Origin of the sequence: Leptospira bouyouniensis (assembly GCF_004769525.1) — a bacterium.
In the GTDB taxonomy this organism is placed as follows: Bacteria; Spirochaetota; Leptospiria; order Leptospirales; family Leptospiraceae; genus Leptospira_A; species Leptospira_A bouyouniensis.
The window spans coordinates 1-26934 of sequence record NZ_RQFT01000003.1 but is presented as its reverse complement, the minus strand read 5'-3'; the positions used below and the strand labels follow the sequence as shown (position 1 = coordinate 26934).

At 38.1% G+C, this 26934-nt stretch carries 27 protein-coding genes and 1 pseudogene; 13 read left to right on the top strand and 15 right to left on the bottom strand.

Annotated elements, in window-relative coordinates:
- The first annotated feature begins 53 nt into the window (after window positions 1-53).
- The 3 genes from EHQ43_RS01700 to panB are packed head-to-tail and all read left to right on the top strand — an operon-like array spanning window position 54 to window position 2176.
- The gene (locus EHQ43_RS01700; protein ID WP_167481743.1) at window positions 54-917 is read left to right on the top strand and encodes an ATP-binding protein; all 864 of its coding nucleotides are present in this window, start codon (window positions 54-56) and stop codon (window positions 915-917) included.
- Window positions 918-921: 4 nt separating this feature from the next.
- On the top strand, window positions 922-1395 hold the full coding sequence (gene folK, locus EHQ43_RS01695; RefSeq protein WP_135740418.1) for a 2-amino-4-hydroxy-6-hydroxymethyldihydropteridine diphosphokinase: 474 nt from the start codon (window positions 922-924) through the stop codon (window positions 1393-1395).
- Window positions 1370-2176, top strand: a complete 807-nt coding sequence (gene panB / locus EHQ43_RS01690; protein ID WP_135740419.1) for a 3-methyl-2-oxobutanoate hydroxymethyltransferase — start codon at window positions 1370-1372, stop codon at window positions 2174-2176. The genes folK and panB overlap by 26 nt, the downstream gene beginning before the upstream one ends.
- Before the next feature lie 21 nt (window positions 2177-2197).
- On the opposite strand, the gene EHQ43_RS01685 is transcribed toward panB, so the two are convergent.
- The 4 genes from EHQ43_RS01685 to EHQ43_RS19530 are packed head-to-tail and all read right to left on the bottom strand — an operon-like array spanning window position 2198 to window position 5746.
- On the bottom strand, window positions 2198-3247 hold the full coding sequence (locus tag EHQ43_RS01685; RefSeq protein WP_135769994.1) for a 3-deoxy-7-phosphoheptulonate synthase: 1050 nt from the start codon (window positions 3245-3247) through the stop codon (window positions 2198-2200).
- A 2-nt stretch (window positions 3248-3249) separates the two neighbouring features.
- Window positions 3250-3591 carry a rhodanese-like domain-containing protein gene (locus EHQ43_RS01680; RefSeq protein ID WP_015677413.1) on the bottom strand — a complete coding sequence of 114 codons (342 nt, stop codon included), beginning with the start codon at window positions 3589-3591 and terminating at the stop codon, window positions 3250-3252.
- Entirely contained in the window at window positions 3591-5534 is a 1944-nt protein-coding gene (locus EHQ43_RS01675; protein WP_135769993.1) for an ABC-F family ATP-binding cassette domain-containing protein, read from the bottom strand. Before EHQ43_RS01675 ends, EHQ43_RS01680 begins: the two co-directional genes overlap by 1 nt.
- A 50-nt stretch (window positions 5535-5584) precedes the next feature.
- Window positions 5585-5746 carry a hypothetical protein gene (locus EHQ43_RS19530; RefSeq protein WP_012387307.1) on the bottom strand — a complete coding sequence of 54 codons (162 nt, stop codon included), beginning with the start codon at window positions 5744-5746 and terminating at the stop codon, window positions 5585-5587.
- Window positions 5747-5856: 110 nt separating this feature from the next.
- On the opposite strand from EHQ43_RS19530, the gene EHQ43_RS01670 reads away from it, so the two are divergent.
- On the top strand, window positions 5857-6693 hold the full coding sequence (locus tag EHQ43_RS01670) for a YihY/virulence factor BrkB family protein (protein WP_135769992.1): 837 nt from the start codon (window positions 5857-5859) through the stop codon (window positions 6691-6693).
- Here the strand turns inward: EHQ43_RS01670 and EHQ43_RS01665 are convergent.
- A complete protein-coding gene (locus tag EHQ43_RS01665; protein WP_135740423.1) occupies window positions 6678-7091 on the bottom strand; it encodes a hypothetical protein in 414 nt (137 codons plus the stop codon). The two genes, EHQ43_RS01670 and EHQ43_RS01665, sit on opposite strands and share 16 nt — an antisense overlap.
- A 164-nt stretch (window positions 7092-7255) precedes the next feature.
- Here EHQ43_RS01665 and EHQ43_RS01660 point away from each other — a divergent pair, with 164 nt between their 5' ends.
- Genes EHQ43_RS01660 through EHQ43_RS01645 form a run of 4 tightly spaced genes read left to right on the top strand, consistent with a single transcriptional unit; the run spans window position 7256 to window position 10105 of the window.
- Window positions 7256-7696, top strand: coding sequence for a hypothetical protein (locus EHQ43_RS01660; RefSeq protein ID WP_135740424.1), 441 nt, complete (start codon window positions 7256-7258; stop codon window positions 7694-7696).
- Entirely contained in the window at window positions 7677-8255 is a 579-nt protein-coding gene (locus EHQ43_RS01655; protein ID WP_135769991.1) for an LIC12231 family lipoprotein, read from the top strand. The genes EHQ43_RS01660 and EHQ43_RS01655 overlap by 20 nt, the downstream gene beginning before the upstream one ends.
- A 5-nt stretch (window positions 8256-8260) precedes the next feature.
- A complete protein-coding gene (locus EHQ43_RS01650) occupies window positions 8261-9238 on the top strand; it encodes a sulfite exporter TauE/SafE family protein (protein ID WP_135769990.1) in 978 nt (325 codons plus the stop codon).
- Window positions 9239-9295: 57 nt separating this feature from the next.
- Window positions 9296-10105 carry an EAL domain-containing protein gene (locus EHQ43_RS01645; protein ID WP_208730847.1) on the top strand — a complete coding sequence of 270 codons (810 nt, stop codon included), beginning with the start codon at window positions 9296-9298 and terminating at the stop codon, window positions 10103-10105.
- 35 nt (window positions 10106-10140) lie between these two features.
- On the opposite strand, the gene EHQ43_RS01640 is transcribed toward EHQ43_RS01645, so the two are convergent.
- A complete protein-coding gene (locus tag EHQ43_RS01640; protein WP_135769989.1) occupies window positions 10141-11325 on the bottom strand; it encodes an Acg family FMN-binding oxidoreductase in 1185 nt (394 codons plus the stop codon).
- 52 nt (window positions 11326-11377) lie between these two features.
- Between EHQ43_RS01640 and EHQ43_RS01635 the strand changes: the two genes are divergently transcribed.
- Together EHQ43_RS01635 and EHQ43_RS01630 are read left to right on the top strand one after the other, a co-directional pair.
- Window positions 11378-12052 carry a DsbA family oxidoreductase gene (locus EHQ43_RS01635; RefSeq protein ID WP_135769988.1) on the top strand — a complete coding sequence of 225 codons (675 nt, stop codon included), beginning with the start codon at window positions 11378-11380 and terminating at the stop codon, window positions 12050-12052.
- 62 nt (window positions 12053-12114) lie between these two features.
- A complete protein-coding gene (locus EHQ43_RS01630) occupies window positions 12115-15201 on the top strand; it encodes an efflux RND transporter permease subunit (protein WP_135769987.1) in 3087 nt (1028 codons plus the stop codon).
- A 71-nt stretch (window positions 15202-15272) separates the two neighbouring features.
- Here the strand turns inward: EHQ43_RS01630 and EHQ43_RS01625 are convergent, their stop codons facing one another.
- Complete coding sequence (locus EHQ43_RS01625; protein ID WP_135740430.1) at window positions 15273-16304, bottom strand: DUF2804 domain-containing protein; 1032 nt, start codon at window positions 16302-16304, stop codon at window positions 15273-15275.
- Window positions 16305-16435: 131 nt separating this feature from the next.
- On the opposite strand from EHQ43_RS01625, the gene EHQ43_RS01620 reads away from it, so the two are divergent.
- Both EHQ43_RS01620 and EHQ43_RS01615 read left to right on the top strand, forming a co-directional pair.
- A complete protein-coding gene (locus EHQ43_RS01620; protein ID WP_135769986.1) occupies window positions 16436-18184 on the top strand; it encodes a GMC oxidoreductase in 1749 nt (582 codons plus the stop codon).
- Window positions 18185-18189: 5 nt separating this feature from the next.
- Window positions 18190-19101 carry an ankyrin repeat domain-containing protein gene (locus tag EHQ43_RS01615; protein WP_135769985.1) on the top strand — a complete coding sequence of 304 codons (912 nt, stop codon included), beginning with the start codon at window positions 18190-18192 and terminating at the stop codon, window positions 19099-19101.
- 21 nt (window positions 19102-19122) lie between these two features.
- Here the strand turns inward: EHQ43_RS01615 and EHQ43_RS01610 are convergent, their stop codons facing one another.
- The 8 genes and pseudogenes from EHQ43_RS01610 to rpmH form a co-directional block, all read right to left on the bottom strand.
- Window positions 19123-20784, bottom strand: a complete 1662-nt coding sequence (locus tag EHQ43_RS01610; RefSeq protein ID WP_208730845.1) for a hypothetical protein — start codon at window positions 20782-20784, stop codon at window positions 19123-19125.
- Window positions 20785-20859: 75 nt separating this feature from the next.
- Window positions 20860-21099 carry a hypothetical protein gene (locus EHQ43_RS01605; protein ID WP_135740433.1) on the bottom strand — a complete coding sequence of 80 codons (240 nt, stop codon included), beginning with the start codon at window positions 21097-21099 and terminating at the stop codon, window positions 20860-20862.
- 80 nt (window positions 21100-21179) lie between these two features.
- The gene (gene mnmE, locus EHQ43_RS01600) at window positions 21180-22565 is read right to left on the bottom strand and encodes a tRNA uridine-5-carboxymethylaminomethyl(34) synthesis GTPase MnmE (protein WP_135740434.1); all 1386 of its coding nucleotides are present in this window, start codon (window positions 22563-22565) and stop codon (window positions 21180-21182) included.
- Window positions 22558-23289, bottom strand: coding sequence for an RNA-binding cell elongation regulator Jag/EloR (jag, locus tag EHQ43_RS01595; protein WP_135753618.1), 732 nt, complete (start codon window positions 23287-23289; stop codon window positions 22558-22560). Before jag ends, mnmE begins: the two co-directional genes overlap by 8 nt.
- Before the next feature lie 28 nt (window positions 23290-23317).
- Window positions 23318-25267 carry a membrane protein insertase YidC gene (gene yidC / locus EHQ43_RS01590; protein WP_208730843.1) on the bottom strand — a complete coding sequence of 650 codons (1950 nt, stop codon included), beginning with the start codon at window positions 25265-25267 and terminating at the stop codon, window positions 23318-23320.
- A 3-nt stretch (window positions 25268-25270) separates the two neighbouring features.
- Entirely contained in the window at window positions 25271-25498 is a 228-nt protein-coding gene (yidD, locus tag EHQ43_RS01585; RefSeq protein ID WP_015676762.1) for a membrane protein insertion efficiency factor YidD, read from the bottom strand.
- A pseudogene (locus EHQ43_RS01580) lies at window positions 25495-25800 on the bottom strand (ribonuclease P protein component); the annotation flags it as partial. The pseudogene EHQ43_RS01580 and the gene yidD, both read right to left, overlap by 4 nt.
- 26 nt (window positions 25801-25826) lie before the next feature.
- On the bottom strand, window positions 25827-25988 hold the full coding sequence (gene rpmH, locus EHQ43_RS01575) for a 50S ribosomal protein L34 (protein ID WP_004785725.1): 162 nt from the start codon (window positions 25986-25988) through the stop codon (window positions 25827-25829).
- A gap of 212 nt (window positions 25989-26200) precedes the next feature.
- Here rpmH and EHQ43_RS01565 point away from each other — a divergent pair.
- Window positions 26201-26934 (top strand): MltA domain-containing protein (locus tag EHQ43_RS01565; protein WP_208730841.1); only part of this gene is annotated, 734 nt, incomplete at its 3' end.

The window sequence follows — 26934 nt, the reverse complement described above, 5'->3', positions numbered from 1 at the left end:
AAAAATCTCAATCCTTGACAGCCTGGTGAAGTAAAGAAGATTGCTCATTGGAGATGAATTTATCCGAAATTACTTCGATCCGAGATGGTAATCCGCAATGTAAAACGTGTGGAGGCGTGGGAATCACATTAGCAGAACATGTGAGGGGATCTCGTTCAGGAGCCCTTGTTTTATGCCACTGCATAGGCAGTGACTGTAACACTTGTGAGTCGAAAGGACAAGCTCCGTTTATGACCTTCGACAGAAAATTGGACAAAATGCTCCCTTGTGTCTGTCATAATGCGCGGTTTTCCCTTCGGAATCTAGAAAATTTGGTCGAAAAAGCGAATATACCCGCAAGGTACCGTTTCCAATTTTTGTCCACAATTGACATTGGGGACACAGCAAACGACCCTGATATGTCCTTTATTATTGCTCATGACTGGGCAAACGAACTTGTTCATAAATTTAAAAATGCAGATTTTACACCACAAGGGTTTTACCTTTGGGGAGGAACTGGTTCTGGAAAAACGCTGCTCGCCTGTGTCATCTTAAATGAACTTATCTTTCGGTATGGGATCACTTGTAAGTATGCAAAGGTAAACAAAGACTTTTTATCTGCCATCCGAGATACTTACCAATCTGATAGTGAAACCCATGGACAAGAACGTTCCATTGAACGAGAATTTGCAAATGTAGATGTCCTTGTGATTGATGACTTTGGAGTCCAAAAAGAATCGGAATTCAACAATCGTAAGTTATACGACCTTATCGATAGTCGTTATGAACAAGAAAAACTCACCCTTCTTACTTCCAATCACTCACTCGTTGAATGGAGAGACAGAGGCCAAGGTCGGATATATTCACGACTCATGGAAATGACTAAAGAAATCGAATTAAAATGTCCTGATTATCGTACGAAGTTTGTGAAGAGGTAAGAGTATGAAGTATTCCAATATTGCCTTTTTGTCTTTAGGATCCAACATTGGTGACAGACACCATTTTATGGACCAGGCAATTTGGGAAATCTCCACCTTACCTGAGTTACAGATTTTAAAACAATCAGAACGATTAGAAACAGCTCCACTCGAAAATACCAACCAACCTTATTTTCTAAATCAAATTCTAAAGGTGATGGTTTCTTCTGCTTTCACACTCCCATGCCTTTTGGATTCTCTCCAAGGGATAGAAGATAAATTGGGACGCAAACGTAGGTCTTGGAAAGGACCACGTGAAATTGATATCGATATCCTTACCTATGAAGCGGTGGTCATGAAAACTGATTTTTTACATTTACCACACCATTCCATGTATTCCAGACCTTTCATCAAGCAGTTGTTAACTGAAATGGGTGAAATTGGAGTATATGCTCTCTATACGGAACTTAATCATGAAAAACATTATTCTACAGTATAAAAAAAAATACGATGCCGGGGAACCTATCTCTGTCATCACTTGTTATGATTACACCTTTGCAACTTTATTCAATCGCACAGAAGTAGATTGCCTCCTAGTTGGAGATTCACTTGGAATGGTCATCCAAGGAAACCATTCAACTTTGCCTGTGACATTGGATGAAATCATCTATCATACAAAGGCCGTTTGCAAAGGGGCTCCTGACAAAACGATCATCGCTGATTTACCTTTTTTATCGTACCAAACCTCCATCGAAGAAGGGATTCGTTCAGCTGGGCGCGTTTTAAAAGAAACGAATGCGTCCTGTGTGAAATTGGAAGGGGACTCTGACTTTATCATTGAACTCACAAAACGGATGACGGAATCAGGAATCCCTGTGTTTGCCCATTTGGGTCTCACTCCTCAATCGGTGCATACACTTGGTGGACACCGTGTCCAAGGAAAAACGGAAGCTGCTCGGAACAAAATGATTCGTAAATCCAAGGAAATTTCTGAAGCAGGTGCGTTTGCTTTGTTACTCGAGATGGTTCCAGAATCCTTAGGTAAAGAAATCACGGAATCCATTCGCATCCCCACAATTGGAATTGGTGCAGGCAAATACACTTCGGGCCAAGTCCTTGTGATGCAAGACCTCTTGGGTCTCAATGAAGACTTTCATCCAAAGTTTTTGAAGAAATTTGGGAACTTAAGTGGAGCAGTGAAAGAGGCAGTGAATGCCTATCACAAAGAAGTGACAAAGAGAGAGTACCCTTCTGAAGCCCATGTATTTTTAGATACATAAACTTCAAAAGTCTGTTTCAATTTATTTGCGTTTGTTTGCGGCCTCTGCGAGTTTTTCGAGCATAGGAACGGTTGTTTCCCAAGAAACACATGCATCGGTAATCGATTGTCCATAAGTCAAAGGTTTGGCATCGATCGATTGGTTTCCTTCTTTTAGATGGCTTTCAATCATCACGCCGAGAATGTATTTGCTACCTTTGGCAAATTGTTCTGCCACAGAGTCCACAACACCTGGTTGTTTACGAAAGTCTTTTTGGCTATTGCCATGGGAACAGTCCACCATCACTTTTGGAGGAAGGCCCGCTTTTTCAATTTGCACACCCACTTCGTTTACGGAAGCCTCATCAAAGTTAGGTCCTTTATTCCCACCTCGAAGGATCACATGTGTATCTTTGTTACCTGCAGTTCGAAAAATAGCACTACTTCCTTGGTTTGTCACAGATAGGAAATGATGGCTAGAACTTGCCGATCGAATCGCATCCACAGCAATTTGTACGTTTCCATCGGTACCATTTTTAAATCCGATCGGAGCAGAAAGTCCGGAAGCAAGTTCACGATGGACTTGGCTTTCAGTGGTCCTTGCGCCAATCGCTCCCCATGCAACGAGATCTGCGATGTATTGTGGTGAAATCACATCTAAAAATTCGGTTCCACATGGGATTCCCATTTTGTTGAGATCGAGTAATAGTTTTCTTGCAAGCTGTAACCCTTTGTTGATATGGAATGAGCCATCTAAATCGGGATCGTTGATGAGTCCTTTCCAACCAACTGTGGTTCTTGGTTTTTCAAAATACACTCTCATCACTATGAGAAGTTCTTTTTCAAACTCTTTGATTTTTGGTTTTAATTTTTCGGCGTATTCCATCACGGCACTAATGTCGTGAACAGAACATGGACCAACCACAACTAACATGCGCTTGTTGTCTTTGCCATGAATGATGTCAGAAATTTGGCTTCTTGTTCTCACAACAATATCAGAGGCTTCGTCTGTGAGTGGAAGCTCTTCAATGATGACAGAAGGTGGAATGAGACTATGTTGTTCTAAAATTCTTAAATTTGCTGTTGGTTTCATAATTAATACTTTTGCATGTTTGGGTCTACTAAGTCGGAATATGCTAATGTTCCACCAGCGACATTTTTGTAAGACTTAAATCCAGCTTGTGCCAAAATCCCACAAGCCATCCCAGACCTTCCACCGGACCGACAATAGACTAAAATTTCTTTGTCAATTTGGCTTTTAATTTCATCAATTCGAGCAGCAAGTTCACTCACAGGGATAAGTTTGTCTGTACCAGGTACGAGTGCAATTTGTTGTTCGTTTGGATTTCGTACATCCAAAACAAAAAAATCATCCTTTCCTTCCGCTCTTGCATCCAGACGTTTTTTAAAACTGACTACATCGATTTCCGGTACCATTATGTAACTCCGCCCATTTCCTCTAGTTCTATTGTTGCATCTTCCCAACGTTTTGTCAGGAGTGAGATTTCTCTTTTAATATCGTTATAAGTGTCCATTTCCAACTGAAAACTTCTGTTTTTAAAGAACTCTGGGTCTTGTAAAAGTTCCTCTTTGTCCTTTTTATTTTTTTCCAGTCTCTCTATTTGGACTTCCAAATCAGAAATTTCTTTTTCTAATTTTTTCCGTTTGTTTTTACTCGCTTGGGGATTGGGCTTTTTTTCATCCGATTTTGTCTTAGCGACAGTTTGATCCTTCGCATTTGTCCCTAATTCGTCTTCTTTGTGGAATTTCAAGTAATCGTCAAAGCTACAATTGAGGTTTTTTAATTCGCCACCAGATAGTTGGAAGGTACGGTTACAAAGTCCCTTCATAAAGTCTGGGTCGTGGCTGATGATGAGTAGGCTTCCTGGAAAATCAATCAGGGCACGTTTGATGGCTTCTCGGATCACAATGTCCAAGTGATTTGTAGGTTCGTCTAGGAACAAACAATTAGAAGGGTGGTTTACAAGAAGAGCCAATCGGAGTCTACTTTGTTCTCCACCTGACAAATGTTTTACGGATTTAAATACTCCGTCACCGGGGAAGGCAAAATGCCCAAGCAGGGTCCTTGCTTTTTCTTCATTGAGTTCTGGGTATTTTTTTAATACTGTTTCGACAAGATTGAAGGATTCATCTAAATCTTCCCCATGGGTTTGCGAAAAATAACCTAGTTTGGTTTTGGGGCCGTAATATAATTTTCCCGTATCGAGTTTGTGTTGTTCTAACAAACAACGCATGAGGGTTGATTTACCAGCTCCATTAGGACCAACTAACGCAACTTTGTCACCAGCGGAAATTTCAATCTCTGCATTTTCAAAGATGGTTTTTTTCTCTCCGGTATTACGATCAGGGTATGAAAAAGAGGCATGTTCCAAACGTAAGATGATATTACTGGAAGGGACAAATTGGAATTGGTAGTCTGGTTTTTGGTTCCAAAAACTATCTTCTGGATTCTCAACTTTGTCCCGTTTTTCCAGGCGTTTGATCACAGATTGAACTTGTCTTGCTTTGGTGGCTTGGGCTCGGAAACGTTCTACCCATTCCATTCTTGTTTTTAAATACGTTTCTTCTTTTTCAAATTGGACTTTTAGTTTTTCTTGGATTTCGTTTTTGGCTTCAAAAAACTCTTCCAAACTTCCTTGGAATTCAAAGGTTCCATGAGGATTGATTTCAATGATCGTATCTACTGTTTGGTTTAAAAATTCAGGATCATGTGTGACAAGGACAAAGGCTTGGTTTTGAGAAACCAAAAAGTCAGCTAACCAAGATTTGGTTTTATCATCCAAATGGTTTGTTGGTTCATCTAAAAGTAATAAATTATGTGGATTGAGTAGAGCAATCGCTAGTCCGATTCTGTGATGGTAACCTGGTGAAAATTCTTTTGTTTTGCGTGTGAAATCTGCTGTGGAAAAACCTAAACCGGAAAGGATTTTTTTTGCCCGAGCTTCGAGACCGTGTAAGTCGTGTAAGTGGGCAAATTCTTCCAATTCACTTTGTTCATGTAACAAAGATTCAAATGCCGGATCTTCGTGGTCAGTCGTTTCAAATTTGGATTCGATTTCCTTTCGTTTGGAATCGTATTCGGCATACAATTTGTTTTCGTCGAGTACGGTTTCAATCACCGAAGTCTCTGGATTGAATTCTGGAATCTGTTGGAACAGGGAAAGGACAGTGTGTTTGGAGCGAATCACTTCTCCCGATTCGGGTTTCAGTTTGCCGGCGGCCATTTGGAAGAGTGTGGTTTTTCCAGAACCGTTGGGACCTACAAGGGCAACTCGGCAGCCAGGTTTGATATGCCAGCTAAATCCCTCAAAGAGGACTTTGGGGCCGAAGTGTTGGTGGATTTGGATGAATTGGATCAAGGCGTTTGCGAAAACCCGCCGTTTCGGCGGGGAATTAGGAGGGACTAACCTTATTTCTTGGCTAGGAGTTCCGCCTTTCTTTCGCGAAGGTGTTTCACATAAAGGCTGGATTCGCCGTTCATGGTTTCTACCGACTTTTTAATGGCAGAGTCAATTTCCTCGACCGTCATTTTCGCGATTTTTTTGTTCTTCTTTTCTTTTTCTTCTGACATGGAAGTTTTCCCCTTTTAGGTACGTCACTGAGATTCTTCCAGGGTTTCCTCTCGAAGCGAGACGGCAAGAAAAATAAGACAAAAATACGGACAAGTGGCAAATTGACCGCATGAAACGGATCCGTCGATTTTTCAGTGAAGTGTATTTGTACGATGTCCATGGCCTTGCCTCTGAACTTTCGTTTACTTTCCTTTTGACCCTATTTCCTTTACTCGTTGTGTTTGTGACACTCCTTGGGCTTTTACAAGACCCAAGGACGATCAATTTGATGACGGACCAAATTGGCAAATTTTTGCCAGCACCAATTTTCCAACCCATCGACAAAAGTGTAGAAAACCTAACAAAGGTAAAAAGTTATAATGTCATTGCGATAAGCATTGCCATTTCCTTCTTTTCAAGTTTAACCATTTTTGGAACCATCTCCAAAGCTCTTCGGTTCATTTCGAGGGACGAAACGAAAGTTGGTTTCATTGCATCACAGTGGATTAATTTTCGTTTGCTTGTCATCTCCCTTGTGTTGTTGATTTTATATTTTTATTTAACATATGGAATCGTTTCCATTGAACGAATGTTATTTAAATTGTTTCGGTTTTCTTTTTTCCGTAACAACCCATACCTATCTGTATCACTCATCATTTTACCATATAGCATAGGATTATTTACTTTTTATTATGCATACATTACCAAAGCCAAAACAACTCTGAAAGAAAATTTACCAGGTGCTATATTTGCATCAATTCTGGTTTTAGGTATGAGTTTTGGGTTTCAGCTTTATCTAAAGATGAAAAACGTTGGTGTGAATTATTCTTTAGCCTATGATTTGATTTCGAAAATGGTAGTGTTAATGTTGTATACTTACATCAACTCCACATTTTTTATCTGGGGTTTTTTGTGGAACCAAGTGCTTGCAGATGACCGAGGAAAAAAATCTCAATCTAAGAAATAATCTGGTTCTAAGATCCTTGGACAAAACGAGATGATGATTCCAAAATAATGTCTCGCTAAAGAATGGAATAACCATTCTCCACCTGAGGAAAGGATATCATCGGAATCTAAATCAGTGTAACCTTTTTTGTGGAACAATTGGTCAAGGCTCCAATTTTCTTCTCCTGGGATTACTTGGACCTTTAGATGTGCATAAAATTTATGCTCTAAATGATGGTAACGAAAGACTAATGCGCGACCACCTAACGGATTCCTGATGGTGAAAGTCAGCCAAGATGGAAAATCATTGTCTGGCTCAGAACTTAAATGGTATAATTCCCATCCAATGTCTTTTGCGTTTCCAAAAAATTCTTGGAAACTGGAAGTGAAAGCAGATTGGTATTCGGCGGTAATTCCCATTCGTAATTTGAATTCATTTTAGAATCCTGTATTTTAGGCAAACTCTATCTCTTTTTTTTTGTTCCAGATTGGTTTTGGAAGATTCATTTTTAGCCAAATGAAAACAAATTCCGGTTTCCTAAACAAGCGAAGTCATTATGATGGGAACTCGAGGTTCGTAAGTTATGATCGAAACCATCAACATCAATTGGCCAAGTGGTGCCATCGACCCTACTATCCATTGCCCCGCCTGCGGGAGTATGGTGCTCAGTCCTTTGGAAGAAGAGGGACCTGGTTGCCATCACATTCAATTCATCATTGATAGTGAGTCTGGTGAATTCAATTATATCACAGAATCCTTTGATGAAATTTTGAAAGAATTTCGAAAGCCAGAAGTTGAGGAATTCGATGAATGGGATGCAACCGAAAGTTTTTTGGAAGAAGCAGAATCCAATACATTTTATGTGATGAATCTCATCTTACCAAGTAATGTCTCCATCGAAGATGATCCTGTGTGTTTACGAATTGGATATGAATTATTTTTTACGGAAGACCAAGAAGAATTATATGAAGAATTGGAAAGAAGACACGACGAAGAGGGGTTACATGACCATAGCCAAAACTAAATCAAACTTAACATTTATAGCAACTTTACTATTGATATTGTTTATGTTGTCAAATTGTATCATTAGTTACAAAGATTATCCAAAGATTTTGCCACTTCCATCCGAAGAAAAAACTCTAGACACACCATTTGTATATGTGCTCCCCACTTTTCCACAATTGAATTTAGGTGGGAGAGAAGCCTTAAAAAACTATTTTGATACTAAAACCAGATTCAAAAAAACGATGGAAGGGATTGATGTACCAAAGGTTGGTTATTTAGTGAATGTAAAAGTAAACTACCGATCTCCATCTCCCATTGCCACTGCCTTTTTAGGAGCATCAACACTAACGGCAACTTTCCTCCCTGCTTGGTCCACTCAAGATGGGTATGATGTTCAATACATACTTTACAAAGACGGAAAAAAAGTAGGAACTTATGACTACCATATCTTCCGTAATTATGCCCAATGGATTTTGTTCATTCCTATTTCATGGTATAATTTTGAAACAGCGACCGAAAAAGAAGTATTTGAGCGTATGACGTTAAAATTCTTTGAGGATGCAAAAGAACATTTTTAATTCCCTTGGATCTGCATTTTCAAATCTTCCATGAATTTGTTTGGGGTTTTTGGCCCGGCATATTCGTTGTTTTTGGAGTGGGTTTTTTTGTTGGTTATCTAGCTTCCTTCCTCGGCCTCGGGGGAGGTTTTATTTATACTCCCTTCTTTCATAGTTTTTTCCATTTAACTGCAGTGCAAGCCGTAGCTGTCTCACTCGCTCAAATGCCTGTATCAGCTTTGTCCGGACTCTATGTGTATTATAAGAACAACAAAATCCGATGGAAAAAAGGGTTTGTTTTACTCCTTACTTCCATTCCTACAGCCCAATATACTGCGTTTGCTTTTGGGAGGTTTGAAGATACAGCTCTCGGTAAACAACTGTATTATGGGATTCCACTTTCTGAATTTGTTTATATGTTTGTGTTTACGATTTTTTTGGGAATCCTTGCGACTTATAATTTGATCACCTCACTAAAAAAACGCAAACGATATTACGAATCATTGCCTATCCTCAATTCAGAACCGAATACAAAACTACAGAACTCTGAAAAACGAACCAATTTGGTTGGTCCAAATCCGAATGAATCAATCATAAATGACAAAAACCATGACGATCAGTTTCGTTTTTCTAAAAAATCTATCTCCATCGTTTTACTCGTTGGAGTTTTTTTTGGGATGTTTTCTTCTCTATTTGGAATCGGTGGTGGATTTTTAGCAGTTCCATTATTTGTTTATTATTTTCGTATGAGTCCTGTAGAGGCAGTTGCTACATCGTTTTTAGGAATCTTCTTAACTTCTTTTGGAACCACGGTTCAATTTCTATTGTTAGGAAAATTACATTGGGAACTTGCTCTCATTGGAAGTTTCGGAGGAATTTTTGGTGCAAGGATTGGTTCTCTTAAGGCAGTGAAAGCAAAACCATATACCATTTTACTTGTTACTTCTTTCTTTCAATTTTTAGTTGTGGTATGGTATTTAGTCGCTAAACTACCAAAATTTTAATTCTGAAAACTAAGTTGCAATCTTTGACCGATCGTCTAAATTGGGTAACCGAAAAACATGAAGCCAAGTTTTCCTGAAGCACAATTAGTAGATACACCCAATGGAAAAGTACCAAAGTTGTATAGTTGTGCCGAATGCCGTAGTGGGGCAGGTTTGGATTTTTCATTTTCAATGGCGTTCCAACCCATTGTTGATTGGAACCAAAAGAAAATTTACTCACATGAAGCTTTGGTTCGTGGGACCAAAGGAGAATCGGCGTATTCCATTCTTTCAAAGGTAAACCAAACCAACCGATACCAATTTGATCAGTCTTGTCGGATCAAAGCAATCCAACTCGCAAGCCAAATCCAAATTCCAGCCTTACTTAATATTAACTTTTTACCAAATGCTGTGTACCAACCAGAAACATGCATCCGCACGACATTGGAAGCAAGTAGAGAATACAATTTTCCTTTGAACCGCTTGGTTTTTGAATTAACAGAAGGTGAAGAAGTCCAAGACCACAACCATATTATCAATATATTTAAAGCTTACCAAAAGTACGGTTTTTTAACAGCGATTGATGATTTTGGATCTGGGTATTCAGGACTCAATTTACTTGCAAAGTTCCAACCTGATATCATCAAATTGGATATGGAACTCATACGTAATATACATATTAACTCTGTGGCACAAAAGTTGACAAAAGCAATAGCAGGTGTTTGTCGAGAGATTGGTATCTCTGTCATTGCAGAAGGTGTAGAAACTATCGAGGAACTAAAAGTTTTAGTCGATATGGGAATCAATTTGTACCAAGGTTATTTGTTTTCAAAACCAGCTTTTGAATCCGTCGGTGAACTTCAGTTTCCTGATCTTTCAAAAAAATAATCAATCCCTTTCAATCTAAACAAACTTTAAAGAATCTAAATCAAAAAACTTTTTAGATCCCTTCTGTATGAATCAAATCGGTAGGAACTTCTACCAAGCCTTGCGATCAATTGGATTTCTTGGTTTGGTTTCAGTTGTAAAATTTGTTTTAGTTGTTTTGTAAAAACACGACTCTCTTGATAATCTTCAACAGCTTGGTTCATGGTATGAAAGGCAATTTGTTTCACTGCACAGGAAAGAGTGTAGCGCATGAAGTCTCGGCCTGTCTCTATCCAAGTGGTTTCCTCATCCTTTCCTTCTGAGATAAAAAAGACTAAAGCTTTCGCTGAATGTACTTGCGATGAAAACATACCAATCGCTGCCTGTTTCGAATCATCCGAATGCCAAACTTCTTTCGATAGATCCACAAAAAACTTTTTTGCAAACCAAAGTTTGATTCCAGACAGTCCATTAGCCTCTAATGTCAATCCATCTCGGTTCTCTATCATCGATGTTTCACTCAAACGAAACCATTTTCGATTGAGTTCGTTGGAGACATATCGATTAGTTTCCATGGCAAATGCATTTTCTAATACTGGCAATATGGTGCTAAGTTTAATTGGATCATTTGTCCATTGGATTTGGCTTCTAAAAGGTTTTGCAAAGGAATGTAAACTTTCTAATTCTTCATTTGTTAAAAGTTCACCTGTATAAACAGACCGATTCATCCTTCTTTGGCTCACACCTGAAAATATAAAATCGTGAACACATTTAGTCTTGGGTTGGATGGTTACTTTTGCTATTGGTAGTTTTGAAAAAGTTTTTGGAGAAGGTTTCCCATTTGGGAATAGTTTGATGATTGTATCAAACATAAGTGAATCCGCTGTTAGGTGGCATAATTCTAAAAAACAACCTTGGGTATGGTAAAATTGACGATTGATTGGATCAATCTCAGGTAATTGTTTTTTTTCATCTCCAAAAAGATAAAACTCAAAATCAGATATTTTTTTGAATTTCCAGGGTTGTGAATTGTGTGAATTAGGCGCAAGGATGGCTGTGAGTAAAATTTGATCGATTGGGTTTTTATAACCCAGTGATTCTGCATAAGCGATTGGGTTTTCCCTGTGCTTTTTGTTCTCTTCGCTGCCAAAAGCATAGAGATTTTTTTGTATCGAAGTGAATGAAATCAGGCTACCAAATGCCAAACTTTTTTTTAAAAAACTTTCTCTGTTAAGTTTCATCTTTTTCCTGGATATTGAATCACTCCCCTAATGAATCGGAGTCTAAATTAAAATGTCAACCAACTCTGAAGTTTTTCCAATCGATATCGTTTCCGATGTAGCCTGTCCCTGGTGTTATGTTGGCAAAAAAAAATTAGAAAAGGCACTCGAGCAGGTAGGGAATACCATCACTCCCGAAGTCCGTTGGCGACCATTCCAACTTTCACCTGAAATTCCAGAGGAAGGAATTGATTACAAATTACACCTAACACAAAAATTTGGAAGTTTGGATCGATTGGATGGCGCTTGGAAACGTTTAGGTGATATTGGGAAAGAAGTTGGAATCAACTTTCAGTTCCAAAACATTCCAAAAGCTACCAATACCTTGGTATTACATGCACTAGTTGCAGCCCTACCTTCATTGGAAGAACAACAAAACTTAGTAGAGAGATTTTTTGCTGCCAATTTTGAAGGTGCATTAGACCTTTCAGATAAGGAAGTGGTTTGGGGAGTAACAGAACCTGTTTATAAAGATAGAAATAAGTTTGAAGCCGTATATTCCGATACCAATTTAAAAAAAGAAATCCAACAAGAAATCCAATACTACCATCAAAATGGAATTAGTGGGGTTCCTTATTTCATCATTGGTGGCAAATATGCTGTGAGTGGTGCGCAGGAGATTTCTGTCTTTGTAGAAGTCATCGAAACTGTCATAAAAGAACGTGAATCCGAAAATAAGGGTCAATAAGTTTCCGAATCATCTTGACTCACTAGTCAAGATGTTAAATTCTAAAAAACCGAAGTCATAATATGAGAAAAGTCATCCATTTTTTTGTTTATAAACCACTAGTTGCAAACCTAGTCTTTATCTTTTTATTTCTCGCCGGCATTATCTCCGTGCTTTCGATGAAACGAGAAGCTTTCCCCCGTGTGAATTTTCGACAAGTGAGAGTTCTCACGGTTTACCCGGGTGCAAGTCCTGTGGATGTGGAAAAAAAAGTTACGATTCCCATTGAAGAGAAGTTACGCGAAGTAGAGGGACTCGATTCTGTTCGTTCGATTTCTCGAAACTCGGAATCCGATATCAGTATCAAAATTGATTTGGAACACAATAATCCCGATGGAGTTGTGAATGATATCCGTCGTGCGGTAGACCGAGTGACAAATTTACCAACTCAGGTAAAAGACAGACCTATTGTAACGGAACAAAAAAGTTCCAACTTCCCTGTTTTGGAAATCGCAATCCATGGTGCGATGGATGAGATGGAATTACAAGAGATGGGTCGATTCATCGAAGATGAAATGCGCAAGGTTTCTGGAGTTTCGCGTGTTGATGCTTTCGGGAAACGGAAAGAAGAATGGCGTATCCGTGTTGATCCCGACCTTAAAAAAAGATACACCATTGGATTTGCAGATATCATCAATGCCATCTCCAAACGAAATATTAGTGTACCCGCTGGATCATTTTTAAGACCTATCACACAAGACATTCGTGTGACAGGGGAGATCAATGAAATCAATGATATCAAAAATATCCCGATCCGTTCGAATGAAACGGGGAATACCATATTATTATCCCAAGTTGCAAACGTAAAAGATACCTATGAAAGACCTAGAGTACTTGCGGTCGTCAATGGGGAACCAGCCTATGTGCTTCAAATCATCAAAAAAGATAGTGCTGACATCATTCGTACAGTGGAAGCTGTACAGGGTAGAATTGCAGAATTAAAAAAACAAATTCCAGCTAACATTCAATTTACGGAACTAAACAACGAAGGGGCGCGAGCACTAAAACGATTGGATGTAGTGATCACGAACTCATTACAAGGTTTGTTTTTGGTAGTAGTGGTTTTGATTCTATTTTTTAGTTTTAAAGATTCACTTTTAACAAGTATCTCTTTGCCACTCACCTTATTTGCTGCAACGATTGCATTTCCAATCTTTGATGTATCTTTTAACTTAGTTTCAATGCTTGGGATCATCATTTCACTCGGGATGCTCGTTGATAATAGTATCATCATATCGGAAAATATCTATAAGTATAGGTCCAAAAATTATGATTCTAGAGAAGCAGCCGTTCTCGGTGCGAGTGAACTGTTTGTTCCTATCATAGGCTCTTATTTAACAACTGTTGCTGCATTTTTGCCAATGGCATTTATGTCTGGAATCATGGGGAAATTCATTTGGCAAATTCCTTTTATGGTGATCGTGGCACTCACATTATCTCTATTTGAATCCTTTTTATTGTTACCAGTAAGATATGCTCAGTTTACATCTAATGAACCTAAAAAAAGATCCAAACAGAGAGAACGATTTCGTTCTGCCTTAGAAAATGGGTTTGAATCTTTAAAAACAAAATTTACAAACTTCATCACAAAAGTGGTAGCAAGACCTTTTCTTGCCCTAGGTTGTATCCTGATTGTCTTTTTATCTTCCTGTGGACTCGTTGGGCTCATGAATTTTAATCTGTTTCCGAAAGAAGGGATTGATTATGTTTTAGTGAGAGCTGAATTTCCTCCTGACTTTTCAGCCCAAGAGACCGCAAAACAGCTGCAATACTTCCAACCGATTCTGAATAAGATTCCAAAATCTGAAGTACAAAGCGTAATTCTAAAAATTGGAATCCAACAAACAGACCCAACTGATCCACTCACAAGGATTGGGGAACAGTTAGGAATGGCTCAGATTATTTTAGTACCTGAAACGGAACGAAAAAGAACGGCCCAAGAAATCTTTGGAGAACTTGAGCCAGATCTTAAAAAATTGCCAAATGCCATCTCTGTTATGGTGGATTTGGTTGTGAACGGTCCTCCGATTGGAGCCGCAGTGACCGTTGCCATCGAAGGTCGTGATTATAAAACGTTAAAACAAATATCCAATGAAATGCAGGATTTCTTACGAAAACAAGAAGGTGTCATCAATATCAATGATGATTACAAACCTGGTAGAGAAGAAATCCAAATCCGAGTGAAAGATACTGCTTCTGCTATCACAGGCATTGATACAGAAATTACAGCGTATTATGTGAGAACAGCAATGGAAGGACTGGAAGCATCCAACCTTCGAAAAGGAAAAGATGAAGTTAGGATCATCATCCAAAATGATGATCGATTCCGAGATGGGATTGAAGATTTAGATTCCATTCGGATCTCCAATAAATTTGGTCTCCTAACTCCGATTACAGCAGTCACAACAAAAACAACAGTACAGGGAATCGAAGCTCTATACCATAACGATTACGAAAAAGCCATCACAGTCCTTGCCGATGTGAATGAAGCCATCACAAGTTCTTCCATCGTAAATGGAAAAATCGTGGATGAGTTTGGCAATATTGGTAAAAAATACCCAGGTTACAAAATCAAATTTCGTGGGGAACAAGAAGAAACAGCAAAATCAATGGTTTCTTTGTTAGTTGCCGGCGTATTAGCATTTTTTGGAATTTTTGCCATCCTTGCGATTATCTTTAACAGTATCAAAAAACCTGTTTTGATATTACTTTCGATTCCATTGGGATTTGTTGGTGTGGTTTTTGGATTTTTGATCTCAGGAAAAGCACTTAGTTTTCTTGCAATGATTGGAATCATAGGACTCGCAGGTGTGATCGTGAACGCCTCAATTGTGTTAGTTGATACAATTGAAGAATTCCAATCAAGGGGAGAAGGTCTCTTGGAATCTCTCATTACTGCTTCATCAGAACGCTTTCGTCCCATCCTCGTGACTACGATGACAACTATGGCAGGGATGATTCCAACGGCATATGCCATTGGAGGTTCGGACCCACTACTCATTCCAATGACATTGTCCCTCGCTTGGGGACTTGGATTTGGAACCTTTGGGTCATTGATCTTTATTCCAGCTAGTTTTTCTGCGTATTACAAACTTAAAAAAAGAGCTTAAATTTTTAATTCAGTTTCTTTGGATTTAAATGTCTTTGGATCTAAACATACATCCAAAGACATTGATTTGCACTAATAATGATTGAGGACGTCTTCGGCAAACCCAAGTACGTTCTCAAGTTTGATTTTTTTCCCATCATCCAAAACGACTGTTCCATTAAATGTTCCAAACACTTGGTGTTGGATAGTTTTAATGATGAGAAAATTCATATACGAGTTTCGATCCACGATTGGTTTAAAATCCAAATCCAAACGATTGTCATTCGATTGGAATTTCCAAGGTGCCATATAATCGTTTGTATTAATGATAAATTTTACTTCATCGAGTTTGTGGATTTTTCCATCATATAAAATCACATTTTCAGAAGCAGGTGTTCGATCTGAAAACCCATACCCCAAGTTGAGTCCAAAAGGTTTTTCGCCAATCCATGCAGATACAGAACCCCAATACCAACGATTTTTGTATGTCCAAACCCCCCTTCCCCAATCTAACGCACCAAAGTCGGTCTTTGCATCGAACTGGTACTTAGTATTTCCAACGCTAACTTGGCCCCCGGCAGGCATACAATTGATTTTGGTATTATAATAAAAGGCCTTTCGATTTTCTTTCCAAGAGGTTGCGATGTTCATCGTATCCATTTTCGGTTCCCAGAGTTCAATTTTTCCTTGGATTCCTTTGGAACCATCGGGTGCTAAGAATTGGTCTGATCCGAATTCTAACGTACGTTTACCATCTTTTGTTTCAAAACGTAAGTGTAATTTTTTGTCTTGGAAAGAGACTACACCAAGATCATTCACTTTTGGAAATCCAGTTTTTCCCAAGGGAAAGACAGATAAAGTATCAATTTGTTGGAAGATTCCTTTTTTAAAATCCAAAAAACAAATCGCAAATAGACCCGCATAACCCAAGTCAGACGCAGTTAATGTGATTCCAAATTCTTTTGTAGGTGAGAGAATTGAATAATAATCCCATTCTTTGATCCGAAGTTTCGATGCGGCAATATTTTCTCGGTTATAAGTCCAAAGCGGTGAACGTGCCCAACCTTCTTCTGTAATGGTTCCATCTGGGTTTAATAATGGGATTTGTTTTTTGATCTCAGGCATGAACCGATTCAAAACCAATCATAACTTTCGACCAGAAGTTTTTTCAGAATTCCTAAGAGCGAATTGACAGAAAATGAATTCAATCCAAGAATCGGATTCGCTAATTCTCCACAAACAAGGAAAAACGAACCATGGAACAAACCTTTCCAAAAGAACAAAAATTTGATTTCGACGTGATCATCGTTGGGTCAGGATTTGGTGGTTCAGTATCCGCCTATCGACTTTCTCAGAAAGGATATAAAGTTTTAGTCATCGAATCTGGCAAACGTTGGAAAGCTACTGACTTTCCCAAAACCAATTGGAGTTTGCGTAAGTATTTATGGATGCCAAAACTTGGTTTTTACGGAATCCAAAGGATCAACTTACTCAACGATTTTTTACTTGTGAGCGGATCTGGAGTTGGTGGTGGATCACTCGTATATGCTTGTACATTGTATGTTCCTACTTCTAAAGTTTTAAACTCACCATTGTATTCCAAGATGGGTGGGGAAAAAGCGTTGTTACCATTTTACGAAGTAGCAAAGCATATGTTAGGTGTAACTGAAAATCCACAATTATGGGAACCTGACCATTTATTATTAGAAACAGCAAAAACATTTGGTAAAGAAGATACATTCCGAAGAACTCCCGTTGGCATTTATTTTGGAAATAAAAAAGATCCAAAGGATCCATTTTTTGAAGGAGATGGACCAGACCGTGATCCTTGCAATTTCTGCGGAGGTTGTATGGTTGGTTGCCGCCACAATGCAAAAAATACATTGGATAAAAACTATTTATACTTAGCAGAAAAGTTAGGTGCTGTAATTTTACCAGAAACAAAGGTAACATCACTCATTCCACTCAATGCAAAAGGAATTCCTGATCCAGAAGCGAGTGGCGAATTTGGATATGAATTAGAAACAAAGAGTACAACTGGATGGTTCGGATATCCAAAACAAAAGTTTCGATCAAACCAAGTTGTACTTTCGGCTGGGGTCATGGGAACTGTTGGTTTACTTCTTAAGATGCAACAAGAAAATAAAATGATTCGATTGTCAGAGAAGTTAGGTGATACAGTTCGCACCAATAGCGAAACTGTTTTACCAGTCACAGTTCCTGCAAGTCATAATGCAGATTATTCTAGAGGGATTGCGATCACATCTTCAGTACACCCAGATGAAAACACTCATATTGAACCAGTGAGATACTCTAAAGGTTCAGATTTTTTTGGAGTGATGGCAAGTGTGATGACAGATGGTGGAGGGAAATTTCCAAGACCTCTAAAATACTTTTGGACAATGGTACGCCACCCTCTTTATTTTTTAAAAGCTCACAATCCAGTTGGGTTCGCAAAAAATTCGATCATCTTACTTGTGATGCAAACTGTAGATAATAGTGTAAGACTGGTTCGAAAGAGGCGATTCATTTGGCCTTTCCAAAGGTCATTAACATCGACACTTTCCACTGGAGAACCAACTCCTACATACATTCCGATTGCTAATGCTTTCACGCGTAAATTGGCAGAAATTGTTGGTGGAATCCCACGTAGTTCCTTAAATGAAACATTGTTATCAGCGCCTGTCACAGGTCATATCATGGGTGGTTGTATTGTGGCTGAATCCCCTGAAAAAGGAGTTATCGATTTAGAAAACAAAGTATTTGGATATGAGAATTTGCGAGTATGTGATGCATCGATGTTAACCGTGAATTTAGGTGTAAATCCAAGTCTTACCATCACTGCATTGTCGGAACGAGCCATGAGCCTAATCCCTCCGAAAGGAAGTTCACAAATACAATTTTTAAAGTTTGAAGTGAAGCGTGGATTTGATAAAACAATTGGGTACAAACAAGCAAAACGTGCTGTTAAAAAATCGACAACAAAGCAAAAACAATTATCGTAACAGGAATGGGTTTGATTGAAGTTGCGAAATTGGGAAGTTTACAAGAGTGGGATGAAATTCTAAAGGAAGGGGCCGATCCCAATGAATTGGATTCCTACGGCACCAATGCACTCTCTTGGATGTTAAAGATGGACCATGTTGGTTTATTCCAACATGCGATCCAATCTGGTGCGGATCCAACTTCTCCATACCGTACTCCTGGCAATGTAATCTTTGATGCGTTCAGTCAAAACAGAACTCCATTTATAGAAGTAATCATCCAAACAGCTTCTATTTGGAAAAATTCACCTAACTTACTGACACGAGACAAAGAAGGAAATACAATTTTCCATTTGTCAGTGATGGAATCCAACGAACCTCTCTGGGAAGTAATCCATGAATGGATCAACGACGAAATTTTTTCTTTACGAAATGAAAGTGGAAGAACAGTTTTTTTAGAAGCTGTTGTCGAGAATCGAATTGAAATACTTTCGTTTTTATTGAAAACCTTCACTAAAGCCAAAGATCAAATTGATAGTGAAGGAAAGAATGCACTACACTTGGCTTCAGAGAGAAATTTAGATGAAGTTTGTTCGATCTTACTCGAAGATGATATTTTCCAATTAGAGTCAAATGATAACTTTGGTAATACGGCTTTATTTTTGTCAGCATATGCTGATGGAGTCGAATCCATGAAAGAACTTCTGTATGCAGGTGCAAACCCTTTTGTTTGGGGAGAAAATGAAGAATCCATCACAAGATTACTTGATCGAGAAAAATTTGGACATTGCCTCAAAACTTGGAAGGATTTTGTTATCCAAAAAGCAATCTTAGGAGATATTTATCCCCTAAGAAATGAAATGATCCAATACATCAAATTAGAAAAACCTTTTAAACCAGAAGAGCTCGCCAAAGCAAAGTTAATTGATTTGATTTGAATTAATTTAACTCAATACTTTCTATTTTTGAGGTGTAGAAATGTCCCCAAAAAATTTTGGACCATAATTCCCTTCTCTGTCAGTATGATTTCGTTCACTACGTGGGCGTTCAAATGTAAAGTGTTGTTCGATATTAGTTTTGAACGGTGCATTTTCAGGTGATTCTCCATACTGTTTGAGTTCTGAAGTCTTTAAAACAGTCCTTGGGTGTTTTCCAAGCCTGCCTTGGAATTGGAAAAAAGAGGCAACTGATTTGTCTACTTTGTGATGCCCATCAGGGTCCTGGAATGATTTTTGATTCACCCAACCAGGTTCTTCCCACATCACAAGTTTTTGAATCTTTTGTTTTACCATTGAACGTGCATCCACATATAGAGTAGGACTTTGATTCATATGTTCTTGTTCTATTTCTGAATGATTTGATTCATTTGGATTACTAGTTTGTTTGTGACCATCGGTAGTGATGGTTCCAGGACCAATTTTTACTGAGATTAAATCTTTTTCCGATAAATCTGTTGGAATTATCAAGATGGATTCTTTGGGATCAAATGTAGGGAATACATCCCATGGATCAGATATATAATTGAATATAAAATTTCCTGCATTAAGTTTTACCGTATAACCACCATAAGCTGAAGTTGGGTTTCCACCGTCTGCTCCCATATTCCCTTTCGCAACATACAAAATGGGATGATTTTTAATTGAATTTATATTTTGAAATTTTGTATCAAGTAGGATATGGTTGTGACCTGTTAGTAAAATACGTTTCGGTTTGCCATCTTTTGAAATGAGAAGCGCATAAGATTCTAAATCTCCTTGGTGGATATTTCCGAATTTAGTTGGACCCTCATTCCAATCATACCAAATCCAATATGATACTACAATATCTCCATTCCCAACTTCATACCAATAGTTAAAATCATCGCGAAAACCAGGTAGTGCTTCATTTTGTGTTCCCGATACAGTTGTTTCTGCATACCGAACATGATAGTATAAATGGGTTGGATTTTCTTTGATATTTAAATCTGGAAATTCTACATAATTCCAAGTTGTTTGGTTCTTTGTTTTTCTTCTAAGATCTTTTTCAGGAAGAGGGTATTCCTTTGTAATAAAATGATCTGCAAACTTTTCAATATTAGATGGTAAATGTTTTTTGTCTTTGTGAAAAACAAGGATTGGTGCGAATTTTTTGGCGATGTCTTCTTGGATTCGATTTGGTATTTTGTTTTCTTGGCTTACAAACCGGAATTCTTTTGTTATATTTGGACCTAATTTTGCTATATCAGTTGGTGAATACCAAAATGGATTGTGACCAGGTGAGAACTTTCCATGAACCTTTTCAATACCTTTGATTCGAATTGAAAGATGAGTCCAATCTTTTGGAAGAGTTTGGTTTATCTTGAAACTGGCAACATTTGATTTGATTTTACCAAATTCATAAGTATTTTCTAAAATAGGAACATAACATTCCTTTGTTGATTGGTTGAAACAACGATAGAATTGTATTGAATAAGATAGTATTTCACCATTTAACTCTTGTGGGATGGATGTTAGTTTTAATTGAAAGGAAGTATTTGAGGGAAGATTGGTTGGATAATTTTCAAGCGAAGTCGATTTACATTGAAAATCAAGAAGGAGTATTAAATAAAATAAGATCGATTTGAATAATAGATTGGATTTCATAATGGATGGTGGAATAAAATTTGGAATAAAAAAACCCCTGGAACCAGGGGTTTTTGGAATTGTAGAGAAAACGAATTACTCAGCGTCTTTTTTTGCTTTTTTCTCTTTTTTTGCTTTCTTAGCTTTTTTAGCCTTTTTGTTATTCTTTTTCTCTTTTTTCTCACCGTCTTTGTTGTTCATTTTATCTTTTTTAGGTTTAACGGTTTCAGACGCTTCTTCAGTTTGCATCGTTGGTTCTTCGTCTGCTTCTGTTTGCGCAAACAAACCAAAACTGCTAAAAGAGAAAAGAGTTAGAATCACAAGAAATTTTTTCATTTTTTACCTCGTATCGAATGTGCGACCAATTAGATACTATTTTGACGAATAGACAATCTTAAATTTTTTGAGTTAGGGAATTATTTCCCTACGCAAAATTTGCTAAAAATTCTCCCCAAAATTTCCTCATTTTCTACAATTCCATTCACTTGCCCAATTTCGCTTAGAGCTGTATTGATTTCTTGGATGTAAATTTCGGCGGGGGTATCAACTTCCATCAGTTGGATTGCCTCAGCTAAAGAAGATTCAATTTTTTGAATGTGATAACGTTGGCGGTCTTCGAGTAATACCAAATCTTCTGTATTATCTTTGGAAGTCAGTTTAGATTTTAATAATTCTAATAATTCGGGTATACCTTGTTTTGTTTTACAAGAAATTTCTGAAATCGTGAGTTGGAATTCCTCTTTAAAATCATGGATAGATTCGATTTGCCAAGAAGGATGTTTTGCATCGATTTTGTTGGCTACGATGAGAGAACCAAAGAGTCGTTCTTTATGTTTTTCTAAAAATAATTGTTTATCGAAGGGAAGCGATGTATCAATAAGAAGTAATTTTACATTCGCACTATCTGCTTCTCTTTTACTTCTTTCAATTCCCATTTGTTCAATAGAATCAGTTGTATCTCTGATCCCAGCTGTGTCAATGAGTCGGATTGGAATTCCATCCAAACTCAATTCTTCTGCGATATAATCTCTTGTTGTACCTGGGACATCTGATATGATCGAACGATCTTTACCAATCAGTAAATTCATAAGGCTTGACTTACCTGTATTCGGTTCACCAAACAGAACAACAGTGGATTGAAGGATTAATGATTCTGCTCTTTCAGAATCTTTGATAAGTTTAGAACATAAAATTTTAAGAGAAATCATTCTTTGTTTTCTTTGCTCTAAACTCTCAAAAGTAAGGTCTTCAGTGGAAAAATCAATTTCAGCTTCGCATTCCGCTTTGAGTGAAATCAAATCACTTCTGATTTTTGAACTTAACTTTGTGATTTCACCAAATACATTTTTTTGAGCAAGTTCCAATTCGTATTTGGACCTTGCTTCAATCAATCGACTGATAGCTTCAGCCCCAGACAAATTGATTTTTCCATTGAGATAAGCTCGTTTGGTAAACTCACCTTTCTGCGCAGGTCGAGCTCCTTTTTCAAATAGGATATGTAGTGCTCGTTTTAATAAAATAGGATTTCCATGTAAATGGAATTCGGCTAGATCTTCACCTGTATATGAGTTAGGTGCTGGAAAATAAAAAAATACAATTTGGTCGAGAGGTTTTCCATTTTCCACAAAGTCGCAGAAAATCGCAGATCGTTTTTGGTTTTGTATGAATGGTTCAGTAAGTGGAGTTCTGTTTTTTTCTAAAACAGAAAGGGAGATCGGTAAAACCAAAGAACCAGAGACCCGGAGGATACCAATCGCTCCGGGACCTTGGGCTGTGGACAATGCCGCAATGGTATCAATCAAGATCTTCTTGGTCTACTCCATCGGCAAAGTCTTCTACTGGTAGACCTTTTTTTGAAGGATCTTCTAAGTCTTTGTATTTATGTTTTTCTTTGGCGGAGATCACGCGAACACGTTTAAATGTTCCGTTTCCTTCTGATCTGGTGAACACTCTTTCATCTTCTTGGATTGCCATATGGACAATTCTTCTTTCAAAAGGATTCATTGGATCGAGTAGTTTTGACCTTCCTGATTTAATCACTGAAGCAGCTACGGATTTTGCCAATCGGATAAGTGATAACTCGCGTTTGTCACGGTAAGATTCAATATCCAATACAATTTTACGATTGTGTCGGATTTTAGGATCCACCATAAGATTGAGAAGGAACTGAAGTGAATCCAAAGTGCCTCCACGTTTTCCAATGATGAGACCAGATTCTTTACTAGTTAATTCCACATAAATTTTTCCGTCTACATCACCCATTCCCACTACTTCTGCTGGGATTCCCATCTTTTTCAAAATAGTGATGATCACCCCATGGATGATTTTTTCTGATGGGATATCGTTGTTTGCAACAAACGCGCGTACAACGGCAGGTTTTTTTTGAGTGATTCCCAAAAAGCCTGACTTTCCGGAATCAACTACTTCGAAACGTAAATCGCCTGTTTGGAGACGAAGGGTTTCGAGAGTATAATCTTCTGCTTCCCCTTTCGTTTTTCCTTCGGCTTCGAAAATGTAATTATTCATCTGTGATCTTCCTTGTTAAACAATGATTTCATTTCTTCTTTTTATTCTGGTTTCTAAAACCAGGTCTTGCTATCGCTTGGGAGTTGTTAGCAGGTGCGGGTCCACCATTGGTTGGTTTTTTGTCCTCAGACTTTCCAAACTTGTTTGTATACACTTGTTGTGCAATAGACAAAATGTTTTGCATCGTCCAATACATCGTTACTCCTGCTGGCATCGACCAAAAGAAATATAACATGATGACAGGCATCATATACATCATCATCTTTTGGTTTGGATCTGTGGAAACCGTTGTCATTTTGGATTGGACCACTTGTGTTGCTACCATGATGAGTGGGAGTATGTTGATAGCTAAAGTGCCAATAAACGCTAACTTTGGAGTTGTGAATACAGTGTCTGGTTCGCTCAAATCTTTGATCCAAAGGAATGGCGAATTCCAAAGGTCTACCGTATCTGAAAATGCAGTATAAAGCGCGATAAAGATCGGAATTTGGATGAGCATTGGAAGGCATCCTGCCATCGGATTGGTTCCATTCTTTTTATAGAGTTCGATCGTTTTTTCTTGTTTGAGTTTTGGATCTTCTGCATATTTCTCATTGATGAGTTTGATTTGCGGAGATAACTCTTGCATTTTTTTCATCGACTCCGCTTGTTTTTTGTTCAACGGATAAAATGCTAATTTGAATAAAATTGCAAAGATGACAATTGCCCAACCATAGTTAGGTATTACTAAATAAATTTTCTTTAAAATCCAAACAATACCATTGCGAAGAGGAGTGGTGATCCCTTGGTTGAAAGATTTGTCTAGAGATTCACTAAGTCCCGCAAATGTTGAGTCTTTATTGATTTTTGGATCGAGTTTGCTATCACGGAATGCAGTTCCATCTAACTCACGAACACCTACATAAGCCGCATAATCTAAGTTTACTTCTTCACCAGGACCAAGTTTCCAATTGTCATATACAAGTAGGACACCAGTTTCGTTTCCTTTTCGATTATCTAGTAAAACACCTGCTGGTTTGTCATTTAGTGGATCGATCACGCCGATAAAATAACGACTTCCTGTCCCTACAAAGTCAACTTTGTCGTTAGAACCTTTTTTGATTTCGTAACGAGTGTCTTTTCCTTCGTTAGATCCAAATAAATTATCAAAGAATCCTTGTGTGCTTGTTCCATCCACATGGTCTTTAAAACTTCCATCCAAATAGTAGTAACGAAAGTAATGAGCATTGTCGCGGTCATTAAAATCTTCTTTTTTCTTTAAGATAGGACCGAGGGAACTAAAGGATCGAAAGTATACATCGGATTTCGATGGAGAAATGTGAATGGTTTCAGAAGTTCTATTTTTTAATGTTAAGTTGAACTTAAAGTAGTTTTCAGAAGGGAAAAATTGGAATTTTTTCTGGATTGTAAATTTACCATCGAGCGAAGGTGCTTCGAAGACAATAGTTTTTGTCTCTGCATTGTAACTAGAGCTAAAGTTAACTAAATTATATGCAGAAAATGGAATGGTGTCTTTGTCTTCAATGATGTTAAAGTCAAAGCCTTGTCCTCTCGTGAGTTCTACTGCTTTTTCTGTTTGGCCTTCAAAATCAATTTGGAACTTTGGGTCTTTTGCGATCACAAATTCAGAACCATCTGGTTCTTTATGATCTTTGATATAGTATTCTGTGATCCGTCCGCCTAAACTTGAGAAACGAACCAAGAAGGAATCAGTTTTGAGAGAGAATGTTTTTTCCTCTTCAGGTTTGACTGGTTTTAGTTTGGGAGATTCCGTTGTGGCTTTTTTGATTTCTGCTTTTGGATCAGTTGTAGCTGTTTTTTCTTTATCAGCACCATCTGTTTTTGCAGTTTCGGTTACAGTTTTTGGTTTCGGAGTTTGTGGTGGAAAAAAGATATAATTGATTCCCATCCATACTGCTAAACTTAAAAATAAAGCGAGGAATAAGCGACCTTGTCTGTTGTTGGTATCGTTTTGCATAGTTTAACTCTTGTTATAAGATTTCGGTAAAGGATCATGTCCACCTTCATGATAAGGGTGGCATTTAGAAATTCGAATGATGCTAAGAACAAACGCTTTGTACCATGGATAGGTTTCAAACGCTTGTTTGGCGTATTCAGAACAGCTTGGAGTGAATCGGCATGATGGTGGTAATAGTGGAGAGAGCAGTTTTTTGTAGAGGAAAATAAGAAACAAAAACAGCCGATTCATGGGATTTGTTTTAGTGCCGAAAGGAACAAAACCTCTCGGTCTTCCTTAGATAATTTCGCAAATCCAACCTGCACAAGTAGCGCACAATCGTATCCTACTGGGATCAGAGAAAGATTTTTCCGAACCAACTCTCTTAGAATTCGTTTCGAACGATTGCGTAAAACGGCAGTTTTGTGAGTTTTATCGGGGCAAAATAAAAAACTGGCAAAAGGTAGGCCGTTTTTCCGAACAAGCCAACGAAGTGGAGGCTTGCCCATTTTTCGATTCTGACGAAAGAGTTCCTGGATCCTAGTTTGGTCGCGAAGGGTCTCCGAAGGAAGCTCCTAAATTAGAACTTTCTCCCGATTTTTTCGTCGGAAACTGTCAATTTATAACGTCCCTTTCTTCTTCTAGAGGCTATCACATTTCTTCCGCCTGGGGTGGCCATTCTGGCTCGGAATCCGTGAGTTCTCACGCGTTTAATTTTACTCGGTTGGAATGTACGTTTCATGAAACACCTAATTTATCTATATATGATCGCAAAAATATGAGGTCTTTTGAAAGGTTTTTGGTACCCCCATGGAAGTCAAGGGGAATTGGGAAAAATGATTGGACAGCAGAGATCTTATGTGACATAAGACCCTTTTGATCGTGTCTTTCAGATAAAAACTCTTCTCGCATTCCCATCTTCCCTTGTCGATCTTATCATAGGTAGGGGATGTAATGAAACAGTTGTTGATTGGTTTGTTTTGGATTTTCCCTGGCCTATTGTTTTACTCCCAATCTATAGGCGCTAACCCAAACAAAATCATACCGTCTCAAAAATTGCGGGATCCAAAGCTTTTCAGCTTACAAATCGCCATCCAAGAGTCCATCCACTACTTACAAAAACTCCCACAAGATACAAAGTTTTTGATCCATGGGGAAACATATTCACCAAATGAAATTTTACTCCCTCTGCAAAAGATTCAAAAACAAATCCACCTCTATGAAACGGAGAAACTCCTCACAGAAATGAGAAAACTTTTCCAAGAAGTGGAATTAAAAACAGGGAATGATCTCCCACTGATCACCGGTTATTATGAAGTGCGGATCCAAGGAAAAACCAAACCAGAGGGAAAATATACATTTCCGGCACTTGTTCCACCCAAACGAGGCAGAGTCGACGCAAATGTTGTCTCCTTTCCTCGTGAATATTGGAAAGATGAATCCCATTGGAAATCCCATTCGCAAGCACTTGTTTTCCTTCGTTTGACGGATCTCCACTTGGCACAATTGGAAGGATCAGCACTTGTACAAACAGAAACAAAGGAAGTTTTTCGGATCAATTATTCTTCTGACAATGGGTTGGATTATATCAGTCCATCAATCCATTTAACAGGTGTTTGTCCAAGTTTAAAGCCATATCATCTTTCCAATTGTATGGAAACAAATCCAATCGAAGTAACAGATGCTAT

Coding starts and splice junctions, on each gene's coding strand:
- EHQ43_RS01630 (WP_135769987.1), top strand. CDS start 12,115: ATGAGAAAAGTCATCCATTTTTTTGTTTATAAACCACTAGTTGCAAAC.
- EHQ43_RS01645 (WP_208730847.1), top strand. CDS start 9,296: ATGAAGCCAAGTTTTCCTGAAGCACAATTAGTAGATACACCCAATGGA.
- yidC (WP_208730843.1), bottom strand. CDS start 25,267: ATGCAAAACGATACCAACAACAGACAAGGTCGCTTATTCCTCGCTTTA.
- EHQ43_RS01655 (WP_135769991.1), top strand. CDS start 7,677: ATGACCATAGCCAAAACTAAATCAAACTTAACATTTATAGCAACTTTA.
- EHQ43_RS01640 (WP_135769989.1), bottom strand. CDS start 11,325: ATGAAACTTAACAGAGAAAGTTTTTTAAAAAAAAGTTTGGCATTTGGT.
- EHQ43_RS01665 (WP_135740423.1), bottom strand. CDS start 7,091: ATGGGAATTACCGCCGAATACCAATCTGCTTTCACTTCCAGTTTCCAA.
- EHQ43_RS01635 (WP_135769988.1), top strand. CDS start 11,378: ATGTCAACCAACTCTGAAGTTTTTCCAATCGATATCGTTTCCGATGTA.
- EHQ43_RS01610 (WP_208730845.1), bottom strand. CDS start 20,784: ATGAAATCCAATCTATTATTCAAATCGATCTTATTTTATTTAATACTC.
- EHQ43_RS01670 (WP_135769992.1), top strand. CDS start 5,857: ATGAAACGGATCCGTCGATTTTTCAGTGAAGTGTATTTGTACGATGTC.
- yidD (WP_015676762.1), bottom strand. CDS start 25,498: ATGAATCGGCTGTTTTTGTTTCTTATTTTCCTCTACAAAAAACTGCTC.
- EHQ43_RS01615 (WP_135769985.1), top strand. CDS start 18,190: ATGGGTTTGATTGAAGTTGCGAAATTGGGAAGTTTACAAGAGTGGGAT.
- folK (WP_135740418.1), top strand. CDS start 922: ATGAAGTATTCCAATATTGCCTTTTTGTCTTTAGGATCCAACATTGGT.
- rpmH (WP_004785725.1), bottom strand. CDS start 25,988: ATGAAACGTACATTCCAACCGAGTAAAATTAAACGCGTGAGAACTCAC.
- EHQ43_RS01605 (WP_135740433.1), bottom strand. CDS start 21,099: ATGAAAAAATTTCTTGTGATTCTAACTCTTTTCTCTTTTAGCAGTTTT.
- EHQ43_RS01680 (WP_015677413.1), bottom strand. CDS start 3,591: ATGGTACCGGAAATCGATGTAGTCAGTTTTAAAAAACGTCTGGATGCA.
- EHQ43_RS19530 (WP_012387307.1), bottom strand. CDS start 5,746: ATGTCAGAAGAAAAAGAAAAGAAGAACAAAAAAATCGCGAAAATGACG.
- panB (WP_135740419.1), top strand. CDS start 1,370: ATGAAAAACATTATTCTACAGTATAAAAAAAAATACGATGCCGGGGAA.
- EHQ43_RS01685 (WP_135769994.1), bottom strand. CDS start 3,247: ATGAAACCAACAGCAAATTTAAGAATTTTAGAACAACATAGTCTCATT.
- EHQ43_RS01625 (WP_135740430.1), bottom strand. CDS start 16,304: ATGCCTGAGATCAAAAAACAAATCCCATTATTAAACCCAGATGGAACC.
- EHQ43_RS01660 (WP_135740424.1), top strand. CDS start 7,256: ATGATCGAAACCATCAACATCAATTGGCCAAGTGGTGCCATCGACCCT.
- EHQ43_RS01620 (WP_135769986.1), top strand. CDS start 16,436: ATGGAACAAACCTTTCCAAAAGAACAAAAATTTGATTTCGACGTGATC.
- jag (WP_135753618.1), bottom strand. CDS start 23,289: ATGAATAATTACATTTTCGAAGCCGAAGGAAAAACGAAAGGGGAAGCA.
- EHQ43_RS01700 (WP_167481743.1), top strand. CDS start 54: ATGAATTTATCCGAAATTACTTCGATCCGAGATGGTAATCCGCAATGT.